Genomic DNA, 23,317 nt, shown 5'->3' with positions numbered 1-23,317 from the left:
GCGCCGGGCATCAGCCTTGCGATAATCCCCGTCCCTAGAGAATGCGTGAAAACTGCTGGCGGCTTTCGGCCGGCAGATGGGTATCAAAGGTCATGGCCAGCTGGCGTATCAACAAGCGTCCCATGGGGGTCACCATCAGCGAGTGCTTATCATATTCGATGAGGCCGTCTCGTCGAAAGGTGGCAAGCCTTTCAAACACGTTTGCAAAATAGTGTGACACGTTAATGTGAAAGGTGGCTTCAAGTGCGTCGAAATCGAGACGCATGTCACACATCAGACGATGAATCACGTAACGGCGCAGGCGGTCATCGGCGCTCAGGCGCACCCCGCGGCAGGTGGCCAGCCGGCCATGATCAATGGCGTCCTGCCAGGTTTCCAGCTGGGCCGAATTCTGGGCGTAGACATCATCGATCTGGCTGATGGCAGAGACGCCCAGACCGACCAGGTCACACTGTGCATGGGTGGTATAGCCCTGGAAGTTGCGCTGCAGTTCGCCTTCGCGCTGCGCCACGGCCAGGCTGTCGTCAGGCCTTGCGAAGTGATCCATGCCGATATGGATGTAGCCGGCCCGGGTCAGCTTTTCCACCGTCATGCACTGGATGGCAAAGCGGGTGGCCGTGTCCGGCAGGTCAGCACTGTTGATGCGTCGCTGGGGCAGAAAGCGCTCGGGCAGATGGGCGTAGTTGAACACCGACAGCCGGGCCGGTGCCATGTCGATTACCTGATCCAGGGTGTCGGCAAAGCTTGTCACGCTCTGATGCGGCAGGCCGTAGATCAGATCCAGATTCAGTGAACGAAAGCCCAGCCGGTGCGCCTCGTCGATCAGGTTTTCACTCAGCTCACGCGGCTGAATCCGGTTGATGGCCTTTTGCACGCGCACATCCAGATCCTGCACGCCCAGACTCAACCGGTTGAACCCCAGCGACTGCAGATGACGCAGGGTATAGACGTCGGCCTCGCGGGGATCGATCTCGATGGCAAAATCGCGGTCACGATGGCCGGAGAGGGTAAAATGCGCCCCCAGCTGATCCATCAGCCGGCTCATCTGATCAAGATCGAGAAAGGTCGGGGTGCCGCCGCCCCAGTGGAGCTGCTCGACCATGCGGTCACCGTCCAGCTGGTGGCGCATCAGGCCCATCTCGCGGGTCAGCCGGTCCAGATAGGGCTCGGCCATGGCGGTCTGACGGGTCGCAATGCGGTTGCAGCCGCAGTAAAAGCAGATGCGTCGGCAAAAGGGAATATGCACATACAGCGACAGCGCACGGCCGGTGGCATTGCTGCGTGAGAGCGCCTGCGTCAGCTGCTCGGAACCAAAATGGTTGGTAAAGGCCGTGGCGGGCGGATAGGAGGTGTAGCGGGGTCCCGCACCATCGTGACGCTTGAGCAGGGCAGCGTCCGGAGAAAACGTGGCATCAGGACGATCGGATCGGGGAGCAGGTGACAACATGGGCGATGCTCGCGGCAGGCAGTGATCGTGCCATGCTACGAGCATCGTCATGTCCGGGGTCTGATCCAGGTCAAATCATGCCGGCGGATTGCACCGGCGTCCGGACGCTCAGCCGAAGCGGACGTCGCTGTCCATGTGACGGGCCACGCGCGACATGGTGCTGGTCAGCTCGATGGCCAGGGTCAGGTCGGCGAGTTCACGCGGCGAGAAGGTATTGATGGCCATCATGCGGGTGCTGGCATCCACCGGACGAAAATGCGTGAAGGATTCACACCAGGCAAGTGCAGCACGCTCGCGAGCAGTAAATCGGTCGGAGTCGGCCCAGCGTGCCAGCTCGCGAAGTTTCTCGGCATCGATGCCCAGCGCTTCAGCTTCACTGACGCGCAGATTTTCGCAGTTGTCGCAGCCGCCGTTGATCTGCGAGGTACGAAGCTCTGCCAGACAGCGAATGGAAGGGTCGAGACTACAATGTCGTACCGCACGGGTGGTGTGGTAGATATCGGTCGCATCGATTCGCTTGGGACGTTCACCGGTCATGACGGCACCTCAAAATGGTATGAATCTGGTCCTATTTAACGCCCTTGGCAGAATTTAATCCACAGCCTGCCTTTATAAAGTTGAGCGCGGTTTAAACTTTTATAAATTCGACAACTCTTTGCAGGGCTTAATCTTTTGCGCCGCCCGGGCAATATCGGGCGGCGCAAAAGGTCAGGCATTGGTTGCGGCCATGCGTGACTCAGTGTGATCCGTTCGGCGCCGGCGCTGCAAGTAGATGATCAGCCCCAGTACCAGAAGGGCCGGGATCCAGAGCCACTCCTTGGCAAAACGCTCGCGGGGCAGGGCCACCGAGGTGATCGTCTGGTCCATGTCAAAGCCCAGCTCGCTGGCCTGACTGCCCCAGGTGGTCATGTCCACAAGCGTGGTGTCTCCGTCCTGACGAAGCGCAAGTCCCAGGTTGTCGAGTCGCTCCTGACCGGTCTCGCCTTCAACGGCCGGGACTTCGATCACAAGGCTCATGGGCGCGCCGTAATCGTTGAGCCCCTCGATGCCGACGCGCAGCGACTGCTCCGGGCCCAGCTCGCCGTAGGCCTGCGCAAACTGCGCCGGCGGCATTTCTTCATGGGGCGGCACGATCATATCCTGCCAGAAGCCGGGCCGGAACAGGGTAAAGGCGATCAGCAGCAGCAGGATGGTGTCGTACCAGCGGTTGCGCACCACAAACCAGCCCTGGGTGGCTGCGGCAAAGACCAGCATGGCAACGGTGGCCACCACAAAGACCACGATGCCGTGCCAGAGATCGACATCGATGAGCAACAGATCGGTATTGAAGATGAACAGAAACGGTAGCGCGGCGGTACGCAGGCTGTACCAGAAGGCCTGAAAGCCGGTGCGGATCGGGTCGGCGCCCGAAATGGCGGCAGCGGCGAACGAGGCCAGTCCCACCGGCGGGGTGACGTCGGCCATGATGCCGAAATAGAACACGAACAGATGCACCGCGATCAGCGGCACGATCAGTCCCTGCTGCTGACCCAGCTGCACGATGACCGGCGCCAGCAGCGCCGACACCACGATGTAGTTGGCAGTGGTCGGCAGCCCCATGCCCAGAATCAGGCTCAGAACCGCGGTGAGCAGCAGCATCAAAAAGAGACTGCCCATCGAGAGATGCTCGACCAGGTCGGCCAGCACCAGGCCGACGCCGGTCTGCGATACTGCCCCGACGATGATGCCGGCCGTGGCGGTGGCAATGCCGATACCGACCATGTTGCGAGCGCCGTCGACCAGCCCGCTCCAGAGATCCAGCACGCCTTGGCGCAGGTTCTCGCCCAGGGCAAGTCGGCCGCGGAAGAAAGCACTCAGCGGACGCTGCGTCACCATGATGACCATCATCAGGACGGTCGCCCAGAAAGCCGACAGCCCCGGCGAGAGCCGCTCGACCATCAGACACCAGACCAGCACCACCACCGGCAGCAGATAGTGCAGCCCGACCATGACGGTCGGTCTGGTCTGCGGCAGCGTCGTGATGCTGCTATCAGGCGTGTCGGTCTCAAGCTCGGGATAGCGCGCCCCCAGCTTTAAAAGGGCCACATAGATGACCACCAGCGCGACCGACACCACCCAGGGGGTGGCCTCCCCCAGCACTGGCTTGAGCCAGCCCAGCCCGTAATAGACCACGGCACTCAGCGCCATCAGACCGACCAGGCCAGTGGCAAAGCCCAAAAGCCTGAACAGCCAGGGTTTTGGCGGATTCGAACTCGTAAGTCCCTGCATGCCGGCCTTCATGGCCTCGAGATGGACGATATAAAACAGCGCAATGTAGGAGATCATCGCCGGTAAAAAGGCGTGCTTGATGACCTCGACGTAGGGGATGCCGACGTATTCGACCATCAAGAAAGCGGCGGCCCCCATGACCGGCGGCATGATCTGGCCGTTGACCGAGGAGGCCACCTCGACGGCGCCGGCCTTGGTCGGAGAGAACCCCACCCGTTTCATCATCGGGATGGTAAATGTCCCGGTGGTGACCGTATTGGCAATCGAGGAGCCCGAGATCAGACCGGTCAGCCCGGAGGCCACCACGGCCGCCTTGGCCGGCCCGCCGCGGTAGTGGCCCAGCATCGAAAAGGCCACCTTGATGAAATAATTGCCGGCGCCGGCCTTGTCGAGCAGCGCGCCAAAGAGCACGAACAAAAAGACAAAGCTGGTGGACACCCCCAGCGCAATGCCGAACACGCCCTGAGTGGTCAGCCACTGATGGTTGATCAGGGCATCAAAGCTCACGCCGCGGTGGGCCAGCATGCCCGGCATGTACGGCCCTGCCAGCGAATAGCCCAGAAAGACCAGCGCCACGATCATCAGCGGCGGCCCGAGCGCTCGACGGGCGCCTTCCAGCAGCAGCACCAGCCCGGTTACACCGACAATGACATCCTGCAGAATCGGGTTGCCGGGACGACCGGAGAGCTGGGCGTAGAACAGATAGATATACAGCGCGCAGAAGGCGGCCACCACCGCCAGCACCCAGTCCGTGACCGGGATGCGATCCTTCGGCGAGCGCTTGAGCGCCGGCCAGGAGAGAAAGGCCAGAAAAAGCGCAAAGCCCAGGTGAATCGAGCGCGCCTCGGTGGCACTGAACACGCCAAACCCCATCAGATAGGGCAGCGGTGAGGTAATCCAGAGTTGAAACAGGGACCAGGCAACGGCTACGGCCAGCAGCAGGCGTCCGGTAAGGCCCTGGAGCTGGCGTCCGCCGGTATCGGAGGCGGCTGCCAGCTCTTTGGCATCCACGCTCTGGTGTCCGGTTGAAGAGGGAGTCGTGTTCATGTCCGCATCCTCTGGCGGCAGGACCGTTCCGGAACAGCGGCCCGGATCGGAAATGACGCAACGCCCCCGAGTGGGAGCGTTGCGCCGTCAACAATGATCAACGGGCCGTGATCATCACGGCCCGGGTCAGACCGGCTTACTCGTTGAGCCAGCCCTTCTCCTGATAATAGCGCTTCGCACCTTCGTGCAGCGGCGCCGACAGGCCCTGATTGACCATGGTTTCCGGGTCAAGGTTGGCGAAGGCAGGATGCAGTTTCTTGAATCGCTCGAAGTTGTCGAACACGGCACTGACCGCGGCATAGACCAGGTCGTCGTCGACCTTCTCGGCGCTGACCACGGTCGCGCCGACACCAAAGGTCTTCACGTCATCCGGATTGCCCTTGTACATGCCGCCGGGAATGTCATAGAAGCTGTAGTAGGGGTTCTCTTCCACCAGCGTCTGGATCACGTCGCCGTCGAGCGGAATGATGCGGGCATCCACCGTGGTGGTCGCTTCCTGAATCGAGCCGTTGGGGTGACCGGCGACAAACACCATGGCATCGATGTTGTTGTCGGCCAGGGCCGAGGCCTGCTCGGCGCTGTCGAGCTCGGAGGCGAGCGCAAAGTCGCTGGTGCTCCAGCCCTTGGCGGCCATCACGACTTCCATGGTAGCGCGGTTGCCCGAGCCCGGGTTGCCGATGTTGACGCGCTTGCCCTTGAGGTCATCCAGCGTTTCGATGCCGGAGTCGGCGCGTGCCACCAGAGTGAGCGGCTCACCATGCATGGCAAAGACCGAGCGCAGGTCCTCGTGAGCGCTGCCCTCGAACTGGCCTTCACCGTTATAGGCGTTGTACTGCACGTCGGACTGGGCCACGCCCAGATCCAGGTCACCGTTTTCAATGCCGTTGACGTTGGCCACCGAGGCCCCGGTCGACGGCGCATTACAGCGATAGCCGCTGTCGCCCTGGTTGACGAAGCGACAGATCGACTGACCCACCACGTAATAGACACCGGTCTGACCGCCGGTGCCGATGGTCATGAACTGCTGCTGACCGGCCTGAGCGCTGGTGCTGGAGAGCGCAAGCGCTCCCAGCGTCATGACGGTCGCCGACAGCATCGCAGTAAGGGTCTGGCGTTTGATCATGGGAAGGTTCCTTTTTATGGCTTGTTATCCCTTGTGACAGGCCGGGCCTGTCAGGTGACGCTACGTTACTGCCGCAGTGACAGGACTGCAAAACGACCATCTTACTAACTTAAGTTTCATGACAGCTTGGTGGGGGCGGTTACTGATGTCTTGGCACGCTGTGTGATGATAAAAATCAATCATCGAGGGGTCGCGTTGCAACCATGATTTCCTATAGCATCTATATGAAACGATCGTAACAAGGTGGCCTGTCATGTCCTTTGAGTCCTTCAATCCCCCTACACGCCTTCTGATGGGCCCCGGGCCGATCAACGCCGACCCGCGCGTGCTGCGCGCCATGTCCGCGCCGCTGATCGGCCAATACGACCCCGCCATGACCGCCTGCATGAACGAGACCCAGGCGCTGTATCGCGATGTCTTTCGCACCCAAAATGACGCGACGCTATTGATCGACGGCACTTCGCGCGCCGGCATCGAGGCGGTGCTGGTGTCGCTGATCGAGCCGGGCGATCGGGTGCTGGTGCCGGTCTTCGGCCGCTTCGGACATTTGCTGCGCGAGATCGCCGAGCGTGCCGGTGCCGACGTTCACATCATCGAGGTCGAATGGGGCGAGGTCTTCACGCCCGAGCAGGTCGAGACGGCCATTCGTGACGTGCGCCCGAAGGTGCTCGCCATGGTGCAGGGCGACACCTCCACTACCATGTGCCAGCCGCTTGAAGCGATCGGACAGATCTGCCGCGCGCATGACGTGCTGTTTTACACCGACGCCACCGCATCGCTGGCCGGCAACGCGCTGGACACCGATGCCTGGCAGCTCGACGCCGTCACTGCCGGGCTGCAGAAGTGCCTGGCCGGGCCCTCCGGCAGTGCGCCGACCACGCTGTCGCCGCGCGCCGTCGAATGCATCCGCGCGCGCTCGCATGTCGAAGCCGGGCTGGTCGGCGACGGCCATGATGCCGGGCGCGGCGTGCGCATTCGCTCGAACTATTTCGATCTGTCGATGATCCTCGATTACTGGGGCGAGGCGCGTCTCAATCACCACACCGAAGCCACCAGCATGCTGTATGGCGCGCGTGAATGCGCAAGGCTGCTGGTCAACGAAGGCATGGATCAGGCCGTGGCCCGTCACGCCCTGCACGGCGGCGCGCTGACCAGCGGACTGTCGGCGATGGGGCTCAAACTCTTTGGCGATCAGGGCCATCGCATGAACAACGTGGTCGGCATCTACATTCCCGACGGCGTGGAAGGCGAGGTGCTGCGCCGTACGCTTTTGGAAGACTACGCCATCGAGATCGGCACCTCCTTCGGCCCGCTGCACGGGCGTATCTGGCGCATCGGCACCATGGGCTACAACGCTCGTCGCGACACCGTCATGACCACGCTCGCCGCACTTGAAGAGGTGCTGCGTCAGGCCGGGGTCAGCATCACTGCCGGCAGCGGCGCCGGCGCTGCGCGTGATTACTATCAGCAAAACCCACAGCAGAGCTCACAACAGAAGCCGGGGAGCGCTCATGCATAACGGTGACGCCATCGTTGCGGCCTGTGATCAGCTGGCCGCCATCTCGGCCGATGCCGGTCAGCTCACGCGCTGCTACCTGACGCCGGAACACGCCCGCGCCAATGCGCAGCTGGCGCAGTGGATGCAGGACGCCGGCATGCAGACCTGGCAGGACGCCGCCGGCAACCAGTGGGGGCGTCTGGAAGGGCGTGATCCGTCCCTGCCGGCGCTGGTGCTGGGCTCGCACTCGGACAGCGTGATCAACGCCGGGCGCTTTGACGGCCCGCTGGGCGTGCTGCTGGCGATCGGTGTGGCGGCGCGTTTAAACGCCGCCGGCCAGCGTCCGACCCGCTCGGTGGAGGTCGTCGCCTTTGCCGATGAAGAGGGCACCCGCTTTGGCACCGCGCTGCTGGGCAGCCGCGCCGTGGCCGGCAGCTGGGACGACGCCTGGTGGGAGATCACCGGTCGTGACGGCGTGACGCTTCGCCAGGCGTTCATCGACTTCGGCCTCGACCCCGAGCGCGTCGGTGATGCCGCCCGCGCCCCCGAGACCGTGGCCGGCTATCTGGAGGCGCACATCGAGCAGGGCCCGGTGCTGGAAGCCGAGCGCCGCTCGCTGGGCGTGGTCACGGCCATTGCCGGTGCGCGCCGGTTCAGCATTACCATCGGCGGTGAGGCGGGTCATGCCGGTACCACGCCGCTGGCGCTGCGGCGTGATGCGCTGTCCGGGGCGGCCGAGGCGATCGTGGCCATCGAAACGCTGGCGCGCGCCGCCGGCATCGTCGCCACGGTTGGCTCGCTCGAGACCTTTCCCGGCGCGGTCAACGTCATCCCCGGCGAGGTGCGCATGACGCTCGACATTCGCGCCGAGCGCGACGAGGACCGCGACCGGACACTGGCGGCCATTCGTGAAACCTGTGACCGCATTGGCGAGACCCGCGGGCTGGTCTGGCACTGGCAGGAGACCCACTCGGCACCGGCGGTGGCCTGCTCGCCGCGGCTGGTCGAGGCGTTGTCCGGCGCGATCGGCACCGTGATCGGCACCGATACGGGCCCGGTTCTGCGGCTGGCCAGCGGCGCCGGGCACGACGGCATGGCGATGGCCGGCATCTGCGACATCGGCATGCTGTTTGTGCGCTGCGCCCGCGGCATCAGCCATCATCCGGACGAGTCGGTACAGGCCCGCGATGTGGATGACGCCCTCAACGCCATGAGCGGTGCCGTCACCGCGCTTGTGCGCTGATACCGCCTGCCAGGCATACGCCGGGCAGTGCGCTGCCCGGTTTTTGAGGCGAGATCACCATGGAACAGCATCTGGGCCAGCGACTGCGCCAGCAGTTTGATCAGCTCACGCCCAACGAGCAGAAGGTGGCGGGGTTTATCCTCGATCACTTCGACGATGTCGCCGTCTACAGCGCCGCGGATCTGGCCCGGCTGACCGGGGTCTCCAAGGCCACGGTCAGCCGGCTCTTTCGGCGGCTGGGGTTTGCCAGCTTCAGCGAGGTGCGCCAGCACGCCCGTGAGCTTCGCTATCATGGCGTGCCGCTGGTCACCGACTCGAGTGCGCTGGGCAGTGGGCTGGAGCGCTTCCAGCGCCACTTCGAGCGCGAGCGCGACAACCTGCACCAGATGCTGGCGGCCATCGATGCCGGGACCTTTGATGCGTTGGTCGAGGCCCTGGATTGTGCCCCCGAGGTGCTGGTGATTGGCTATCGCAACGGCTATCCGCCCGCCCTGCACCTGCGCCAGCAGTTGATGCAGGTGCGTCCCGGCGTGCGCCTGGCGCCGCTGCCGGGTCAGTCGCTGGGCGAGGAACTGGTCGGCGTGCCAAAGGGCACGCTGGCGATCGTCATGGGCTTTCGGCGCCGGGCGCACGGGTTCTCGAGTCTGCTCGAGCAGCTCAAGGACGGCGGTGTGGACACGCTTTTGATCGGCGACCCCACCCTGGCCGCTGCCGGGGCGTCTCCCACCTGGCAGCTGGAGTGTCCGCTGGACAGCGTCTCTGCCTTTGACAGCTACACCTCGGTGATGAGCCTGATCAATCTGCTGTCCAACGCGCTGCTGCACAAGCGCCTCGGCGAGGGGCGCGCACGCATTGATGCCATTAGTGAGGCCTATTCAGGTCTGGAGGAACTCTCCTGAGTTGACGCCCGGCTTTGATCAGAGGCGGCCCGCGGGCCGCCTTTTTTGTGTCCATTGCAGGGCAGGGCGTGCACTTATTGCACCGAGAATGTGCAGTTTGCCGGCCGCCGGCGCCTGACGCCCCGGTCATTCGAAGGCCTGAAGTGCGCTGTAAAAGGGCGCTGCACCAGACTGGCACGAAGGTTGCAGTAGTGCTGTGTCATACCTCAAACAGCGCCGGTCAGGCCAGGGAGTGCACATGAGTGACGTCATCGAGCGTGTGGACCGCAGCGTCTGGGTCAAGGGAGCCCCCGAGCGCCGTGCTGCGATCACGGAGCGCGGCCCGCTGGCCGGGCAGCGTCTGGCGGTCAAGGATCTTTTTGATATCAAAGGCGAGATCACCGGGGCGGGCAATCCCGACTGGGCGACCGCCCAGCGCCCGGCCCAGCGTACTGCGCCCGCCGTGCAGGCGCTGCTGGAGGCCGGCGCAGCGCTTGCCGGCAAGACCCAGACCGACGAGTTCGCCTACAGCCTCAACGGCGCCAACGTGCACTACGGCACCCCGGTCAATCCGAAGGCGCCCGAGCGTTTGCCGGGCGGCTCCAGCTCCGGCTCGGCCATCGCCGTAGCGCGCGGCGAAGCCGACATCGGCCTGGGCACCGACACCGGCGGCTCGATTCGCATTCCGGCCAGCTACAACGGGCTATGGGGGCTGCGCCCCACGCACGGCGCGATCGGCTGCGACGGACTCGTGCCGCTGGCGCCGTGTTTTGATACGGTCGGCTGGCTGTGCCGGGATCATGACGCGCTTGCCAGTGTAGCAGAGGTGTTGCTGCCCGAGGGCCGCAGTGCCGCGCCCGACAGTGTCATGACCCTGCTGGTGCCCGAGGCGCTCGCCAGCGAGGCCTCACGCTTTCATCGAACGCTCGGCGCTCGGCAGGACCTGCTGGTCCAGCCGCTCTCGGATCAGTGGCTGGCCCATCTGGGGCGCACCTTTCGCGTGCTGCAGGGGCGTGATATCTGGCGGGTCCACGGTGCGTGGATGACCCGCGAAAAGCCGCGGCTGGCGCCGGATATCGAGGCGCGTTTCCAGTGGTGCGCCACCCTGACCGAGTCGGACGAGCAGGTCGCGCTCAAGGCGCGCGCGGAGATCATCGACGCGTTGCGTACTTTCAGTGATGACGGCGCCCAGCTGCTGGCCCTGCCCACCGCACCGGGCGCCTCGCCGCTTCTGAGCCTGACCGGCCAGCGTCTGGAGGCCTACCGCGAATGCCTGATGGGCATGACGGCGCTGGCCGGTCTCTGGGGTGCCCCGCAGCTCTCCATGCCCTGCATGCTGGATGATCGTGAAGGGGGCGGCCACGCGCCCTGGGGACTGTCGCTGCTGGGGGCGCCCGGCCAGGACCGACATCTGGTGGCACGGGCGCGAGGCTATCGTGCATAGGCATAAAACGGCCCGGCCGTTATGATGCCCTCCTGTCCGGGCGCATCGATCCACTGGCGCCATGGGAACATGACCCACAGGAGCATCCATGGCCGCCATACTCGCGATACTGCCCATCTTCACGCTGATCGTGGTCGGCTATGTGCTGGGTTGGCGGCAGTGGCTGACGCCGTCCAGCGCCGGCGGGCTCTCCTGGGTCACCTTTCGCCTTTTCCTGCCCTGTCTGCTGTTGACCGGCATCGCGCGCGCCCCGCTTGCCGATGCGCTGTCGCCGCTGCTGCTGCTGGTCTATTTCATTCCGGCGCTGCTGCTGTTTGCCGGCTTCAATCTCTATATTCGCCGGCGTACCGGCGAGGCCTCCGCCATCGGTCTGGCCGCGAGCTACTCCAATAACGTCCTGATCGGTATTCCGCTGGTCACGGCGCTGTTTGGTCACGACGGGCTGGTCTATCTCTTTGCCCTGCTGGCGGTGCACAGCCTGATCCTCTTTTCGACCCAGTCACTCTATGCCGCGCTCGGCCAGGGCAGCGAGCAGCGCCCGAGCGTGCTGAGCCTTTTGAAAACGCTGGCCAACCCGCTGGTGGTAGGGCTTTTGATGGGCGTGGTGATTAATATCGCGGGGATCGAGTTGCCAAAGCCGCTGTGGCAGGTGCTGGACTGGCTGGCGCGCGCGGCGCTGCCGTGTGCGCTGATCGTGGTCGGGGTGGGGCTGACCCGCTATCAGCTGCGTACCTCGCCGACCATCTGGGCGGTGTGTGCCGGCAAGCTGGCGCTCATGCCGCTGCTGGTGCTGGCGCTGGGCAGTCTTGTGCCGGGGCTGGCGCCGATGGCGCTGCACGTGCTGGTGCTGGCGGCCGCTGGGCCGATCGGGGTCAATGTGCTGGCCTTTGCCCGGGCGGGCGAGGAGCAGCACACCGTCGGCGCGAGCATTTTCCTCTCGACCCTGCTGGCCGCGGGCACGCTGCCGCTGTGGATGCTGGCGATGGGCTAGCCCATCACCGGGTCGATGGCGTGCCACCGCCGGGAAAGCGGGCGGTGGCGTGCATCGGTGGAGAAACGAGCCCTACACCAGATCCCGCGGAATGTGCTCATCCCAGCTCTGCGAGTAGACCCGTGTCTCGCCCTCCCAGGCATCCAGCGTGGCCTGAATGCGAAACGCTTCGGCCGTGGCGGTCAGGCGCGTATGGGTACGCGTGCGCACCTGCCAGTCGCCGCGGCGAAACGCTCGCTCCCACAGCGTGGTGCCCTCGACGCTGTCGTAGTCGCCGTAGGTATAGTGGTAGCGCTCGGTAACCCGGCCGGCGATTTCAAGGTCGATATCGTCGAGGCGGTAGCGCCCCTCGTCATTGATCACCTCCAGGGTGTTACGGTCGGTGGCAAGGTCGCGAATCGTTCGCCAGGCCTCGCTGCCGGGCTCAAGCATGGTGGTGGCCAGCGGCGGAGCGGCCTGCGGCGGCCCAAAGTCGGGCAGGGCCGCCTCCTCTTCCGGGCGCGGCGCGCGCACCGGCAGGTGCAGGCGGCACTCGGCCGGATGGAGCGTCAGCCGTACCGGGCGTGGCGCCGGCCAGGCCAGCGGCCAGTAGCTGGTGGAGACCGAGACCCGAACCGAGTGGCCGGCGGGAAACTGCTGGGCGATGTGCTTGAGGGCCACCTGCACCCGGTAGGGGCGCCCCGGCTCCAGCGGCTCGGGGTGTTCGTGGCTGTCGTGGTGGGTGAGGTTCAAAAGCCCCCAGGAAACCCGGGTGGCCTTGTCGTCCGGATGAATATCGATCAGCCGCACCGCCACCATCGCTACCGGCTGGTCGGCAGAGAGTGACAGCGTCAGCACCGGCTGTCCGCAGATCTCAAGCGCCGCCTCCAGTGGCGCGGTCTGAAAGACCAGGGCGCCGCCATCCTCCTCGCGCTGGTCGTGGGGCAGGTCGGGCGGGGCGTTGTAGGAGCACCATTTGCCCGAATGCAGCCCCACCGACAGCGGGGAGCGCACGCTCAGCGCTCGATCATCAAGGGGCGCCACGCCCTTCTCCTCGCTGATCAGGCCATGGCCGGCAGTGAGCTGAAAGCGCTGCGTGACAATGTTGGGAGAGGGCCAGACGGGCTCCGATACCCAGCGCCCCGGACGATGGTCGTAGCTGGTCGAGGGGGGCGCCGAGTCCTGCATCCAGACCCGCAGCGCCGGCTCCGCCATGATGCCGGTGTCGATCCCCTTGAGCCACTGATCCCACCAGCGCAGCGACTCCTGCAGAAATCCGATCGCCGGCCCCGGCACACCCAGGTGCGGATACTTGTGCGCCCACGGGCCGATCAGCCCCTTGACCGGCCCCTCGAGCCCCGCCAGCAGACGGAAGACGGCATTGCAGTAGCCGTCGGCCCAGCCGCTGATGGCGTAGACCGGGCAACGAATGGCGCTGAAGTTCTCGCACACCGAGCCGTGCTTCCAGTAGTCGTCGCGGCGCTGGTGGCGCAGCCACTTCTCCAGCCACAACCCGCTGCCCGCGAGGCGCTCGCGCCACATGTCGCGCCAGCGTTCACCGACCAGCGCCGGGTCGGGCGGACAGGCGTTGCCGTCGAACATGGTCGAGGCCCAGGAGAGGTTATCGACCAGCAGGCAGCCGCCCATGTGGTGTACGTCGTCGGCATAGCGATCATCGGTGGAACAGATCGTGATGATCGCCTTGAGCGCCGGGGGCTGCAGGGCGGCGATCTGCAGGCCGTTGAAGCCGCCCCAGGAGATACCCACCATGCCGACGCTGCCGTTGCACCAGCTCTGGCGTGCCAGCCACTCGATGATGGCGACGCCGTCATCGAGCTCGCTCTGAAAATATTCATCCAGCAGGACGCCGTCGGACTCGCCGGTACCGCGGATATCGACGCGTACCCCGGCGTAGCCGTGGCCGGCCCAGTAGTGATGCATGCCGGCGTCGCGCTGGGCCGTGAGGTCGCGCTTGCGATAGGGCAGGTATTCGAGGATGGCGGGCACCGGCGGTCCATCTGCCGGGCGCCGGATGCGTGCCGCCAGTCGCAGGCCGTCGGGCATGTCGATCCAGGTCTCCTCTTCGAGCACCCGGTGGGGAAAATCGTTGATGATCTGCATGGCGGTTCCCTGAAAAGCGACGCCTCAGCCGGCCACGTCGGTAAACTCGAAGTTCAGCCGCTCGGCGAGCCGGCGGTAGTTCTCCTCCAGCGCGTCACTGCTGTCGGCTCCCATCCAGATATAGGCCAGCGCATAGCTGTAGCTGTCCTGCTCGGGCAGTTCGGAAAGGCGCTGGCCGGGGACGGTCTGCAGCTCGATCATCGTGCCGGGGAAGTCGTCACACAGTGCCGCAAGCGCTGCATCATTCGGTACGGCGCTGACGATGGCATCGGTGAAAAACACCCGGTAGAAGAATTTGCCGGCGACCGGGAACTCGCCCGCGCGATGCGGCATGTCGGGCCGGCGGCCCAGGGCCAGATCGACGGTGACCTGCTGATGGCTGACGCCGTCGACCTTCTCGAAGAGATCGCAGTGCGACTGGGAAATGCGGGTGTTGATCTCCAGCAGCCAGATGCGGTTTTGCACCTCGTCCCAGAAGAACTCGACGTTGAAGGCGGCGTTATCAAAGCCGATGTGGCGCATGACGGTGGTGGTCAGCTCGCACATTTTGGCCTGGATGGGCTCGGGCAGCCTCGACGGGTAGTGGTAGCAGAGGAAGCTGAGTACCCGGGGGTAGCGCAACGAATCGACAATACCGTAAGGGTTGACCTGCCCTTCGTGGACATAGCCCTCCACCGTGCACTGCCAGCCGCCGATGATCTCCTCGGCCATGCAGAAGCCGCCATCCACGGCGCGCACCTCATCGGGCACCTCGGCCTGGTCGAGGATGAAGTTGAACGGCGCCGAGATCAGGCCGATCTGCTCGCGCAGTTGAGCGATGGCGGCGGTGAAATCCTCGGGACTGTCGATGCGAAACCCGAGCCGGGAACCGGACGACTTGATCGGCTTGATGAAAAAGGGGAAGTAGAGCCCCGCCTGGCCGATGACCGTCAGGGCATCGTCATCAAAGGGGTCGAAAGCGGTAAAGCGCGGAATATAGTTGCCGATCACCTCGCGCTGCACCAGCCGGCTCCAGTACTTGTGCTCGCACTTGAGCAGGCTCTCGAGGCTGGGGGTGCGGGTGTGAAAGCGCTCGCACAGCAGCGGCAGCATCGTCGAGACGGGAAAGTCCATATAGCCGACGATGGCATCGATATGGCCGTCGAAGGCGGCAAGCGTGGTGCCCGCGCGTTCGACCATTGCCTCGATGGGAAAGATTTCGGTGTCGTACACCTCGGCAGGCTCGATGACCCCGAGGAAGTTGTAGTGCTCGGCGCCTCTCAGCCGACTTAATCGCGCACGATTGAAATCATTAAGGCCTACCACGAAAATATTCTGCGTATTCATGTTGTTATCCCTCTGCTTGCCGTGAAGGAGCGGGTGCAGCGGCGTGACAACCGGGGTTGCCTGCTACTCAAGCGTAGCGCGCTTCCTTTCGTCAGCGGCGTTTCCTGGACTATTGCGGCGTATCAAGGAAAGGCGCGAGCGCGGGAATAAGGCGGCGCGGTCGCCGGCGGTTCGAGCGGCCCCCGTGTGGGCGCCAGCGTGTCGGGCAGGGGATCAAAGGGCGGGGCGACCCCGGCAGGTCGCCCCTGCCGGGGCTCAGCGCGGCGCCGGCGCGTGATGCTCATGCCAGTGGCGGGCGATGTCTACACGGCGGGTGACCCACACCCGGTCATGCGCCTCGATGTGATCGAGAAAGCGCTGCAGGGCGCGAAAGCGCCCGGGCCGGCCGATCAGGCGGCAGTGCAGACCGATCGAGAGCATCTTCGGCGACTCGGCACCTTCCTCGTAGAGCACGTCAAAGGCATCTTTGAGGTAGTTGAAAAACGGGTCGCCGTAGTTGAACCCGCCCGGCGAGGCGAAGCGCATGTCGTTGGTGTCCAGCGTGTAGGGCACCACGAGATGATCGCGCGTCTCGCCATTGGCGTTATCGACCGGCGTCCAGAAGGGCAGGTCATCGCCGTAGTAATCCGAGTCGTAGAGAAAGTGCTCGTGCTCGCCCACCAGCGCGCGGGTATTGGGGCTGTCACGCCCGGTGTACCAGCCCAGCGGCAGCTCGCCGGTCAGCTCACGATGCAGCTCAATCGCCTGCACCATCATGGTGCGCTCCTGCTCGGGGCTCATGTCCTGATAGTGAATCCAGCGCAGCGCGTGGCAGGCGATCTCGTGGCCGGCTTCCTGAAAGGCGCTGACCACTTCCGGGTGGCGCGCCATCGCCATGGTGACGCCAAACACCGTCAGCGGCAGGTTACGACGCTCGAACTCGCGCAGCACGCGCCACACGCCGGCGCGTGAGCCGTACTCGTAGAGCGATTCCAGACTCATGTGGCGATCGGGGTAGGGGGCGGCGCCGACGATGTCGGAAAGAAACGTCTCGCTGTGGGCATCGCCGTGCAACACGCTGTTCTCGCCGCCTTCCTCGTAGTTGAGCACGAACTGCACCGCGACCCGGGCCCGGCTCGGCCATTTCGGGTCCGGGGGATTGGCGCCATAGCCGCGCAGATCGCGAGGGTAGTGATCGAGATAAAGATCGTGGCTCATGACAGGCTCCGGCTCAGGTGTTCAAAGGCGCCGTAAAGCGGTTTGGCCAGCGGGGCGGCGCGATCCCCTCTTTTGGAGACCGGATAGCCGGTGGCGCTGGCCGCTCCCAGCAGCGCCACGCCGGCGGTCACACCGTCGATGACCGGCACGCCCAGCGTGTCGCCCAGCCGCTCGGCCAGCTCGCTCATGCCGGCGCAGCCCAGCAGGATGGCGTCACTGTCATCCGCCTCAAGGGCCTCGCGGCAGGCGGTGAGCAGCGTGTCGTAGACGCTGTCATCGTCGGATTCAAACGCCGCCACCGGCAGCTCGCAGGCGTGCAGCCCGGCGCACTGCTCGCGCTTGCCGTATTCATGCAGCAACCGCTCGGCGATCGGCAGCGTGCGCGCCAGCGTGGTCACCACCGAGAAACGCCGCGCCACCATGGCGGCCATCTGCATGCCGGCCTCGGCCACGCCCATCACGGGGACGGAGGCCACCTCACGCGCGGCGGCCAGGCCCGGGTCACCGAAGCAGGCGATCAGGTAGCCATCGACGCGCGTGTCGCCGCGCTCGGTTTCGATCATGCGCTCGAGAAGCCCGGGGACGGCCATGGCCTCGTCAAAGTGGCCTTCAAGGCTTGCCGGGCCGTGGCGCGAGGTGTGTATGAGGATCTCGCCGCGCGCGACGCGTCGGGCGCTGGTGGCGATGCCTTCGCTCATGGCGGTGCTGGTGTTGGGATTGATGACACAGATGGTTGGGGTATGAGAGGTCATGAAGCACTCGGTTCGCGGTGGTGGCCAAAAAGATGTTCGAAATCGGGCAGGGCGTCGCCGCTGGCGGTGAAATCAAGGCTGGCCTCGATGTCGGCCAGGTGCTGCTGCATCCAGTGCTGTATGGCGGCGAGCTCGCCCGTCGCCAACAGATCGATCAGGGCCGGGTGTTCACAGGGACAGCCGGCCCGGTGGCGCCCGTAGACGGCAATGATCAGAGAGGTGCGCGAAATCAGCTGGGAGAGCGCTTCAGACAGCGATGCGTTGCCGGCAACCGCCATCAGCCGCGTATGAAAGCGCGCTGACAGGCGAATGGCCTGTTCACGGCTGGCGTGGTGCTCCTGATCGGCAATCGTGGTCAGGGCCTTAAGGTCTTCCGGCGTGAGGCGGGTGACCACCTCGGCCAGCAGCGCCCCTTCAAGCAGGCGCCGCGCCCTGAAAACGTCGCGCGCCTCGCTCGGGGTGGGGCTGGTGATCTGGGCGCCGCGGTGGGCGCGAAGCGTCACCAGCTGCTCCAGCGCCAGACGCTGCAGCACGCGACGAATCATGGTGCGACTCACCCCGAAGGCGCCGGCCAGCGCGTCTTCCGGCAGCCGGGCCCCGGGGGAAAGACGATGCTCGACGATGGCCTCCCACAGCGCCTGATAGATCGCATCATCGCTGCGGGTCTCGCGCCCGGTGGCAAGACCTGCCAGCAGGTGGAACTGACCGGTATCGTTCATGGGGCTCCTGTCATGCTTTTGCTGTCGAATGCTCTCCCTCGGAATTGTATACAAGCATTTTCCATGCCACTGCCTTTCAATGCCTGTTCCGGGCAGACGTTGTCGGCAGGAACGCTATCAGAACTTTCTGAGCGGTGCATTTTGTATACGATAAGGCGTCTTTTTGGTGCACATAAAAGGTGCGCGGCACTTTTGTGGTGCATACCTGAGATGGCCTTTTGACTATGGTTGTAGCTCTTGAGCGCGCTTTAAAAGCGCCGCGGGCGGCCTTTTGAATCAAAAATAATATTTAAAACAGAAGGTTGTAACCAAAAGGCAATTTTTTAATTGCGCATGGTCCAATCTGGCACGGGGATTGTATACGAAGAAGGTGACAGGCGATGTCGACCATCCGGCCATCGCAGGGCTGCCAGCGGCAGCGTAACGATCCTTCATGGAGTCGCTCATGAACCGCACCAAGACCGAGGGGCAGATGCCCGCTGCGCCCGACCCGCACCTCTATAACGAGGATCTGGCGCCGGCCAGACAGAACTGGAATGCCTATAACATTTTCGCCTTCTGGATGGCCGATATTCACAGCGTCGGGGGCTACGTGCTGGCGGCCAGCCTGTTCGGCCTGGGGCTGATGGGCTGGCAGGTACTGATTTCGCTGCTGGTCGGCATCCTGGTGGTGCAGATCTTTGCCAACGCCGTGGCGCGGCCCAGCCAGCGCACCGGCGTGCCCTTTCCGGTGATCTGTCGCATGGCCTTTGGCACGAAGGGCGCCAACGTGCCGGCGGTCATTCGCGGGCTGATCGCGGTGGTGTGGTACGGCATCCAGACCTGGCTTGCCTCCAACGCGCTGCTGTTGGTGCTGCTGCGCTGGTTCCCGGGGCTCGAGTCCTGGACGCAGGTGAGCTTTGTGGGTCTGTCCGCGCTGGGCTGGCTGTGCTTTGCGCTGATGTGGGTGCTCCAGGCACTGGTGTTCTGGCGCGGCATGGACACCATCCGGCGTTTCAACGACTGGGCCGGGCCGCTGGTCTATGCGGTCATGTTTGCCCTGGCCGGCTGGATCGTCTGGAGTGCCGGCCCGAGCAACATCAGCCTGTCGCTGTCCAATCAGACCTTAAGCGGCGGGGAAGCGCTGTGGCAGATGGTGGTTGCCGCGGTACTGGTCGCCGGTTACTTCGCCGGCCCCACGCTGAATTTTGGTGACTTCTCGCGCTACTGCGCCACCGAGAAGGCCGTGCGTCGCGGCAACTTCTGGGGGCTGCCGGTCAACTTCCTGGTGTTTTCCATCATCACCGTGGTGGTGGTCTCCGGTACGCCGCAGGTCTTTGGTGAAATGCTGACCGACCCGATCGAAACCGTGGCCCGCATCGACAGCGTCACCGCCGCCGTGCTGGGCGTGTTTGCCTTTGTGGCCGCCACCATCGGCATCAACATCGTGGCGAATTTCGTGGCGCCGGCGTTTGATTTCTCCCACGTCGCGCCGGAAAAAATCAGCTGGCGCATGGGCGGCATGATCGCCGCGGTCGGCTCGATCTTTCTGACGCCGTGGAATCTGTTCAACAACCCCGAACTGATCCACTACACGGTCGGCGTGCTGGCCGGTCTGATCGGGCCGCTCTACGGCATTATCCTGATGGATTTCTATCGGGTACGTCGCCAGAAGATCGATCTGGATGCGCTCTTCTCCTCTAAAGAGGGCAGCACCTATCACTATCAGGGTGGGGTCAATCCGGTCGCGCTGCGCTCCCTGATCATGGGCGGACTGGTGAGCGTGCCGATCAGCCTGGCGCCGCTGGGCGATATCAGCAGCTTCGCCGTGTTCTTCGGCGGTGGCGTGGCCGCACTCGCCCACGGCTGGCAGTCCGGGCTGTGGCGTCGCGGCACCGCCGGCAAGCCGGCCGCCTCGCGCTCCTGAGAACGGCAGGGTCGAGACGGGCATCAGGTGTCGAAGGGCACCGGATGCCCTTTTTTATGCGCCCTCTCCGGACGGCAGTGCCAGGGGTCGTGAGGCCAGTGACATATACGACTTTAGCCGTAAAAGGTCGATGTCTATACTGCAGGGCGTCCTTCGGGGCCGCCCCGACTCACGCCCATTCATGACGTACGGCCCCGCGCCGCCGGGGCCATGACTCTGACCACAACGACCTGACGGGAGCAGGAGCATGTCCTTTTCATTGATGGCGCTGGCCATCGCCGCCTTTGGTATCGGCACCACCGAATTCGTGATCATGGGGCTGCAGTCGGCCGTCATGGCGGATCTTGATATCACGCGGCTGCAGGCCGGCCTGCTGGTGTCGGGCTATGCCATGGGGGTGGTGATCGGCGGGCCGATACTGGCCGTGATCTCCTCCAAAATGCCGCGCAAGGCGACCCTGATGGGCCTGATGGGCATTTTTATCGTGGGCAACCTGGCCTGTGCGCTGGCGCCCACCTATTCCCTGCTGATGATGGCGCGCGTCTTTACGGCGCTCTCCCACGGCGCCTTCTTCGGCATCGGCGCGGTGACGGCGGCCAGCATGGTGGTGCCTGAAAAGCGCGGCCAGGCCATTTCGCTAATGTTTGCCGGACTCACGCTTGCCAACGTGCTGGGTGTGCCCTTTGGCACCTTTCTGGGGCAGCTGGCCGGCTGGCGCTCGACCTTCTGGGCCGTCACCCTGATCGGGGTCATCGCGGTGCTGTCGCTGTGGCGCTGGGTGCCGAGCCATCTGCCGCGCAGTGAGGGACGCGTGCTGGGCGAGTTTGCCGCGCTCAAGAGCAAGACCGTGCTGATGGCGCTGCTTTGCAGCGTGCTGGCCTCCAGCAGCCTCTTTGCGGTCTATTCCTACATCGAATCGCTTTTGACTGATGTCACCGGTATCCCCACCGGCTGGGTGGCCTGGGTGCTGCTGCTGTTCGGCGCCGGCCTGACGCTGGGCAGCGTGGTCGGCGGGCGGCTCTCCGGCGGCCGGCTGATGCCGCCGCTGATCGGGCTGATGCTGATGACGGCCGCCATTTTGATGATTTTCGGTATCACCGTGCATACGCCGCTGGCGGCCATGGTGACGCTGTTTCTGTGGGGCGTGGTGGCGTTTGCGCTGGTGCCGATCCTGCAGCTTCTGATCGTCGATCAGGCGGTGGAGGCGCCCAATCTGGCCTCGACCCTCAACCAGAGCGCCTTTAACCTGGGCAACGCCTTCGGCGCCTGGCTGGGCGGCATGGCGCTGGAGCGCGCGCTGCCGCTGGAAGATCTCCCCTGGCTGGGCAGCGCCGTGATGCTGGTGGCGCTGGTGGCCGCCCTGTGCACCTGGCGGGTGCTCAACCGTCGCCTGAGCCGCATCGAGGCCGGCGAGCACCGTGAGGCCCAGGCCGACACCGCCACGGTGCAGTAGCCCGGCCCCGCGCCGGGGCAGGCTCAGCCACTGTCGGGGCCGAAGGTCTGCGGCAGATACAGGATCAGGTCGGGAAAGAAGATCAACAGCGCGATCACGCCCAGCATCACCAGCAGATAGAGCATGGTGGTGCCGAGTGCCTGCAACAGCGGAATGCCGCCGATGCGCGCCGAGATCATCAGACACAGCCCGTAGGGCGGCGTGATCAGCCCAAGGCCGAGCGCCATGACGCTGATCACGCCGAACTGCAGCGGGTCGATGCCGGCCTGGGCGGCCAGCGGCTGAAAGATGGGCGCCAGAATCGCCATCGCCGGCAGCGAGTCCATGAAGGTGCCGACCAGCAGCATGACCACTGCAATCACCACCAGCAGTACGGTCGGGTCGGTGATCTCCACACCCACCATCAGCTGCGGCGGAATGCGATAAAAACTGATCAGATAGCCAAAGATCGCCGCGCCCACCAGGCTGAACAGCGACAGCGAGCAGAGCCGGACGGTATCGGTCGAGGCGTCCAGCACGCTTTTGAAGTTCAGCTCGCGATAGACCACAAAGCCCAGCAACAGCGCATAGAGTACCGCCATCACCGCCGCCTCGGTCGGCGTCATGATGCCCAGCGTAATGCCGCCGATGATCAGCACCGGAATGCCGGCGGCCAGCAGACCGTCCTTGCCGGAATGCAGGATCTCTTTGAAGGTCGCGCGCTTGCGGGTGGGCACGTCGTAACGGCGCACGTAGCCCAGGTTCATTAAAAGCTGCGTAATGGCGATCAGAATCCCGGGAATGATGCCGCCCAGAAAGAGCCCGGCAATCGAGGTGCTGGTCAGCGCGCCCCAGACGATCATGTTGATCGACGGCGGAATGATGATGCCCATGACCGAGGAGGCGGCGGTGACCGCCACGCTGAAGTGCGCCGGATAGCCCTCCTTTTTCATCGCCGGGATCAGCACCGTGCCGATACCGGCGCTATCGGCGGTCGAGGAGCCCGAGACGCCGGCAAAGAGCATGCTGACCAGCACGTTGACATGCGCCAGCGCCCCCTTGAAGTGCCCGACCAGATTGAGACACAGCGTGATCAGACGGTCGGTAATGCGCGCGGCGTTCATCAGATTGCCGGCCAGCAGAAACAGCGGCACGGCCAGCAGCACGAATGAATCCATGCCGTAGTACATGCGCTGGAACAGGATCCAGGGCGTCAGACGCGGGTCGAGCACGATCACGCTGAACGAGGTCAGCACCAGCGCCATCGCAATGGGCACGCCCAGCACGATCAGTACGCCCAGCAGCACGAACAAAAGCCAGGGCAGCAGAAACAGCAGATCACCCGTCATCATGAACGTTTCTCCTGTGGATCGTTGCGGGCGGTGGGTGGGGTGTCGATGTCGGCGGTGGGCGGGGCCGTCTCGTCGATGTTCGAGGGGGTGTCGAGCTCGCCCTCCATGACGTCCATCCCCCGAGTGGCGCCGAGCAGCAGCCGCTGCAGACTGAACAGCACGATCAGCACGCCGCAGACCAGAAACGCCGAGTAGGTCACGACCATCGGCAGCTGGGAGGCGCTGGCGATCCGGTTAAAGCCGGAGGCGGCAAACGCCTGGCCAAACACGATGAAGATGACGCCCACGCTGAGACAGGCCAGATCGCGCAGCACTCGCGTCAGCCGGCCCATCCACGTGTGGCGGGCAAAAGCTTCCAGCACGAAGTGATCGGCGTGCAGCACCCCGATCGCCGTGCCCAGCATGATCATCCATTGAAAGGCGAAGCGGCTAAGCTCCTCGGTGGCATGAACCGTGGGCAAAACGCCCAGATTGCGGCTGGCGATCTGATAGAGAATCAGCAGGATAAAGCCCGCCAGCAAGAGCAACAGCACGACGTTGAGCGCTCGCTCGATGCCGCGGTTGAATCGGCCCAGGGCCGCGATGAATCCCATG

General features: G+C 64.5%; 18 protein-coding genes. 7 read left to right on the top strand and 11 right to left on the bottom strand.

Translation table 11 applies throughout. The annotated features are described in order from the left end of the window. Positions 1–34: 34 nt before the first annotated feature. From hemN to C8D72_RS14670, 4 genes are all read right to left on the bottom strand, one after another. Positions 35–1,447, bottom strand: a complete 1,413-nt coding sequence (gene hemN, locus C8D72_RS14685) for an oxygen-independent coproporphyrinogen III oxidase (protein ID WP_115855419.1) — start codon at positions 1,445–1,447, stop codon at positions 35–37. A 108-nt stretch (positions 1,448–1,555) separates the two neighbouring features. Next, complete coding sequence (locus tag C8D72_RS14680; protein WP_115855205.1) at positions 1,556–1,984, bottom strand: carboxymuconolactone decarboxylase family protein; 429 nt, start codon at positions 1,982–1,984, stop codon at positions 1,556–1,558. A gap of 171 nt (positions 1,985–2,155) precedes the next feature. Next, on the bottom strand, positions 2,156–4,762 hold the full coding sequence (locus C8D72_RS14675) for a TRAP transporter permease (RefSeq protein ID WP_115855204.1): 2,607 nt from the start codon (positions 4,760–4,762) through the stop codon (positions 2,156–2,158). A 136-nt stretch (positions 4,763–4,898) separates the two neighbouring features. After that, positions 4,899–5,885 carry a TAXI family TRAP transporter solute-binding subunit gene (locus C8D72_RS14670; protein WP_211308860.1) on the bottom strand — a complete coding sequence of 329 codons (987 nt, stop codon included), beginning with the start codon at positions 5,883–5,885 and terminating at the stop codon, positions 4,899–4,901. 253 nt (positions 5,886–6,138) lie between these two features. Here C8D72_RS14670 and C8D72_RS14665 point away from each other — a divergent pair, with 253 nt between their 5' ends. From C8D72_RS14665 to C8D72_RS14645, 5 genes are all read left to right on the top strand, one after another. Further along, positions 6,139–7,404 (top strand): pyridoxal-phosphate-dependent aminotransferase family protein, encoded by a 1,266-nt coding sequence (locus tag C8D72_RS14665; RefSeq protein ID WP_115855203.1) that lies wholly within the window; start codon positions 6,139–6,141, stop codon positions 7,402–7,404. Further along, positions 7,397–8,626 carry an allantoate amidohydrolase gene (locus C8D72_RS14660; protein WP_115855202.1) on the top strand — a complete coding sequence of 410 codons (1,230 nt, stop codon included), beginning with the start codon at positions 7,397–7,399 and terminating at the stop codon, positions 8,624–8,626. Before C8D72_RS14665 ends, C8D72_RS14660 begins: the two co-directional genes overlap by 8 nt. 59 nt (positions 8,627–8,685) lie before the next feature. Next, positions 8,686–9,525 (top strand): MurR/RpiR family transcriptional regulator, encoded by an 840-nt coding sequence (locus C8D72_RS14655; protein WP_115855201.1) that lies wholly within the window; start codon positions 8,686–8,688, stop codon positions 9,523–9,525. Positions 9,526–9,763: 238 nt separating this feature from the next. Then, positions 9,764–10,948, top strand: a complete 1,185-nt coding sequence (locus tag C8D72_RS14650; protein WP_115855200.1) for an amidase — start codon at positions 9,764–9,766, stop codon at positions 10,946–10,948. A gap of 88 nt (positions 10,949–11,036) precedes the next feature. Then, entirely contained in the window at positions 11,037–11,939 is a 903-nt protein-coding gene (locus C8D72_RS14645; protein ID WP_115855199.1) for an AEC family transporter, read from the top strand. A 72-nt stretch (positions 11,940–12,011) separates the two neighbouring features. On the opposite strand, the gene C8D72_RS14640 is transcribed toward C8D72_RS14645, so the two are convergent. The 5 genes from C8D72_RS14640 to C8D72_RS14620 form a co-directional block, all read right to left on the bottom strand. Then, positions 12,012–14,039, bottom strand: a complete 2,028-nt coding sequence (locus C8D72_RS14640; RefSeq protein ID WP_115855198.1) for a CocE/NonD family hydrolase — start codon at positions 14,037–14,039, stop codon at positions 12,012–12,014. Positions 14,040–14,063: 24 nt separating this feature from the next. Then, complete coding sequence (locus tag C8D72_RS14635; protein WP_115855197.1) at positions 14,064–15,365, bottom strand: ATP-grasp domain-containing protein; 1,302 nt, start codon at positions 15,363–15,365, stop codon at positions 14,064–14,066. A gap of 255 nt (positions 15,366–15,620) precedes the next feature. Beyond that, the gene (puuE, locus tag C8D72_RS14630) at positions 15,621–16,562 is read right to left on the bottom strand and encodes an allantoinase PuuE (protein ID WP_115855196.1); all 942 of its coding nucleotides are present in this window, start codon (positions 16,560–16,562) and stop codon (positions 15,621–15,623) included. Next, a complete protein-coding gene (locus C8D72_RS14625; RefSeq protein WP_115855195.1) occupies positions 16,559–17,314 on the bottom strand; it encodes an aspartate/glutamate racemase family protein in 756 nt (251 codons plus the stop codon). The genes puuE and C8D72_RS14625 overlap by 4 nt, the downstream gene beginning before the upstream one ends. After that, positions 17,311–18,033, bottom strand: a complete 723-nt coding sequence (locus C8D72_RS14620; RefSeq protein WP_115855194.1) for a GntR family transcriptional regulator — start codon at positions 18,031–18,033, stop codon at positions 17,311–17,313. Before C8D72_RS14620 ends, C8D72_RS14625 begins: the two co-directional genes overlap by 4 nt. A gap of 445 nt (positions 18,034–18,478) precedes the next feature. Between C8D72_RS14620 and C8D72_RS14615 the strand changes: the two genes are divergently transcribed. Further along, the gene (locus tag C8D72_RS14615) at positions 18,479–19,939 is read left to right on the top strand and encodes an NCS1 family nucleobase:cation symporter-1 (protein WP_115855193.1); all 1,461 of its coding nucleotides are present in this window, start codon (positions 18,479–18,481) and stop codon (positions 19,937–19,939) included. 247 nt (positions 19,940–20,186) lie between these two features. After that, positions 20,187–21,392, top strand: coding sequence for an MFS transporter (locus C8D72_RS14610; protein ID WP_115855192.1), 1,206 nt, complete (start codon positions 20,187–20,189; stop codon positions 21,390–21,392). A 23-nt stretch (positions 21,393–21,415) separates the two neighbouring features. Here C8D72_RS14610 and C8D72_RS14605 read toward each other — a convergent pair whose 3' ends face one another. Continuing rightward, a complete protein-coding gene (locus C8D72_RS14605; RefSeq protein WP_115855191.1) occupies positions 21,416–22,723 on the bottom strand; it encodes a TRAP transporter large permease in 1,308 nt (435 codons plus the stop codon). After that, positions 22,720–23,316: a TRAP transporter small permease gene (locus C8D72_RS14600; protein ID WP_115855190.1), complete on the bottom strand. Its 597-nt coding sequence runs from the start codon at positions 23,314–23,316 to the stop codon at positions 22,720–22,722. Before C8D72_RS14600 ends, C8D72_RS14605 begins: the two co-directional genes overlap by 4 nt. Position 23,317 lies beyond the last annotated feature (1 nt).

The organism is Kushneria indalinina DSM 14324, assembly GCF_003385845.1.
GTDB classification, from domain to species: Bacteria; Pseudomonadota; Gammaproteobacteria; order Pseudomonadales; family Halomonadaceae; genus Kushneria; species Kushneria indalinina.
This window is presented reverse-complemented; position numbering and strand designations above follow the sequence as displayed.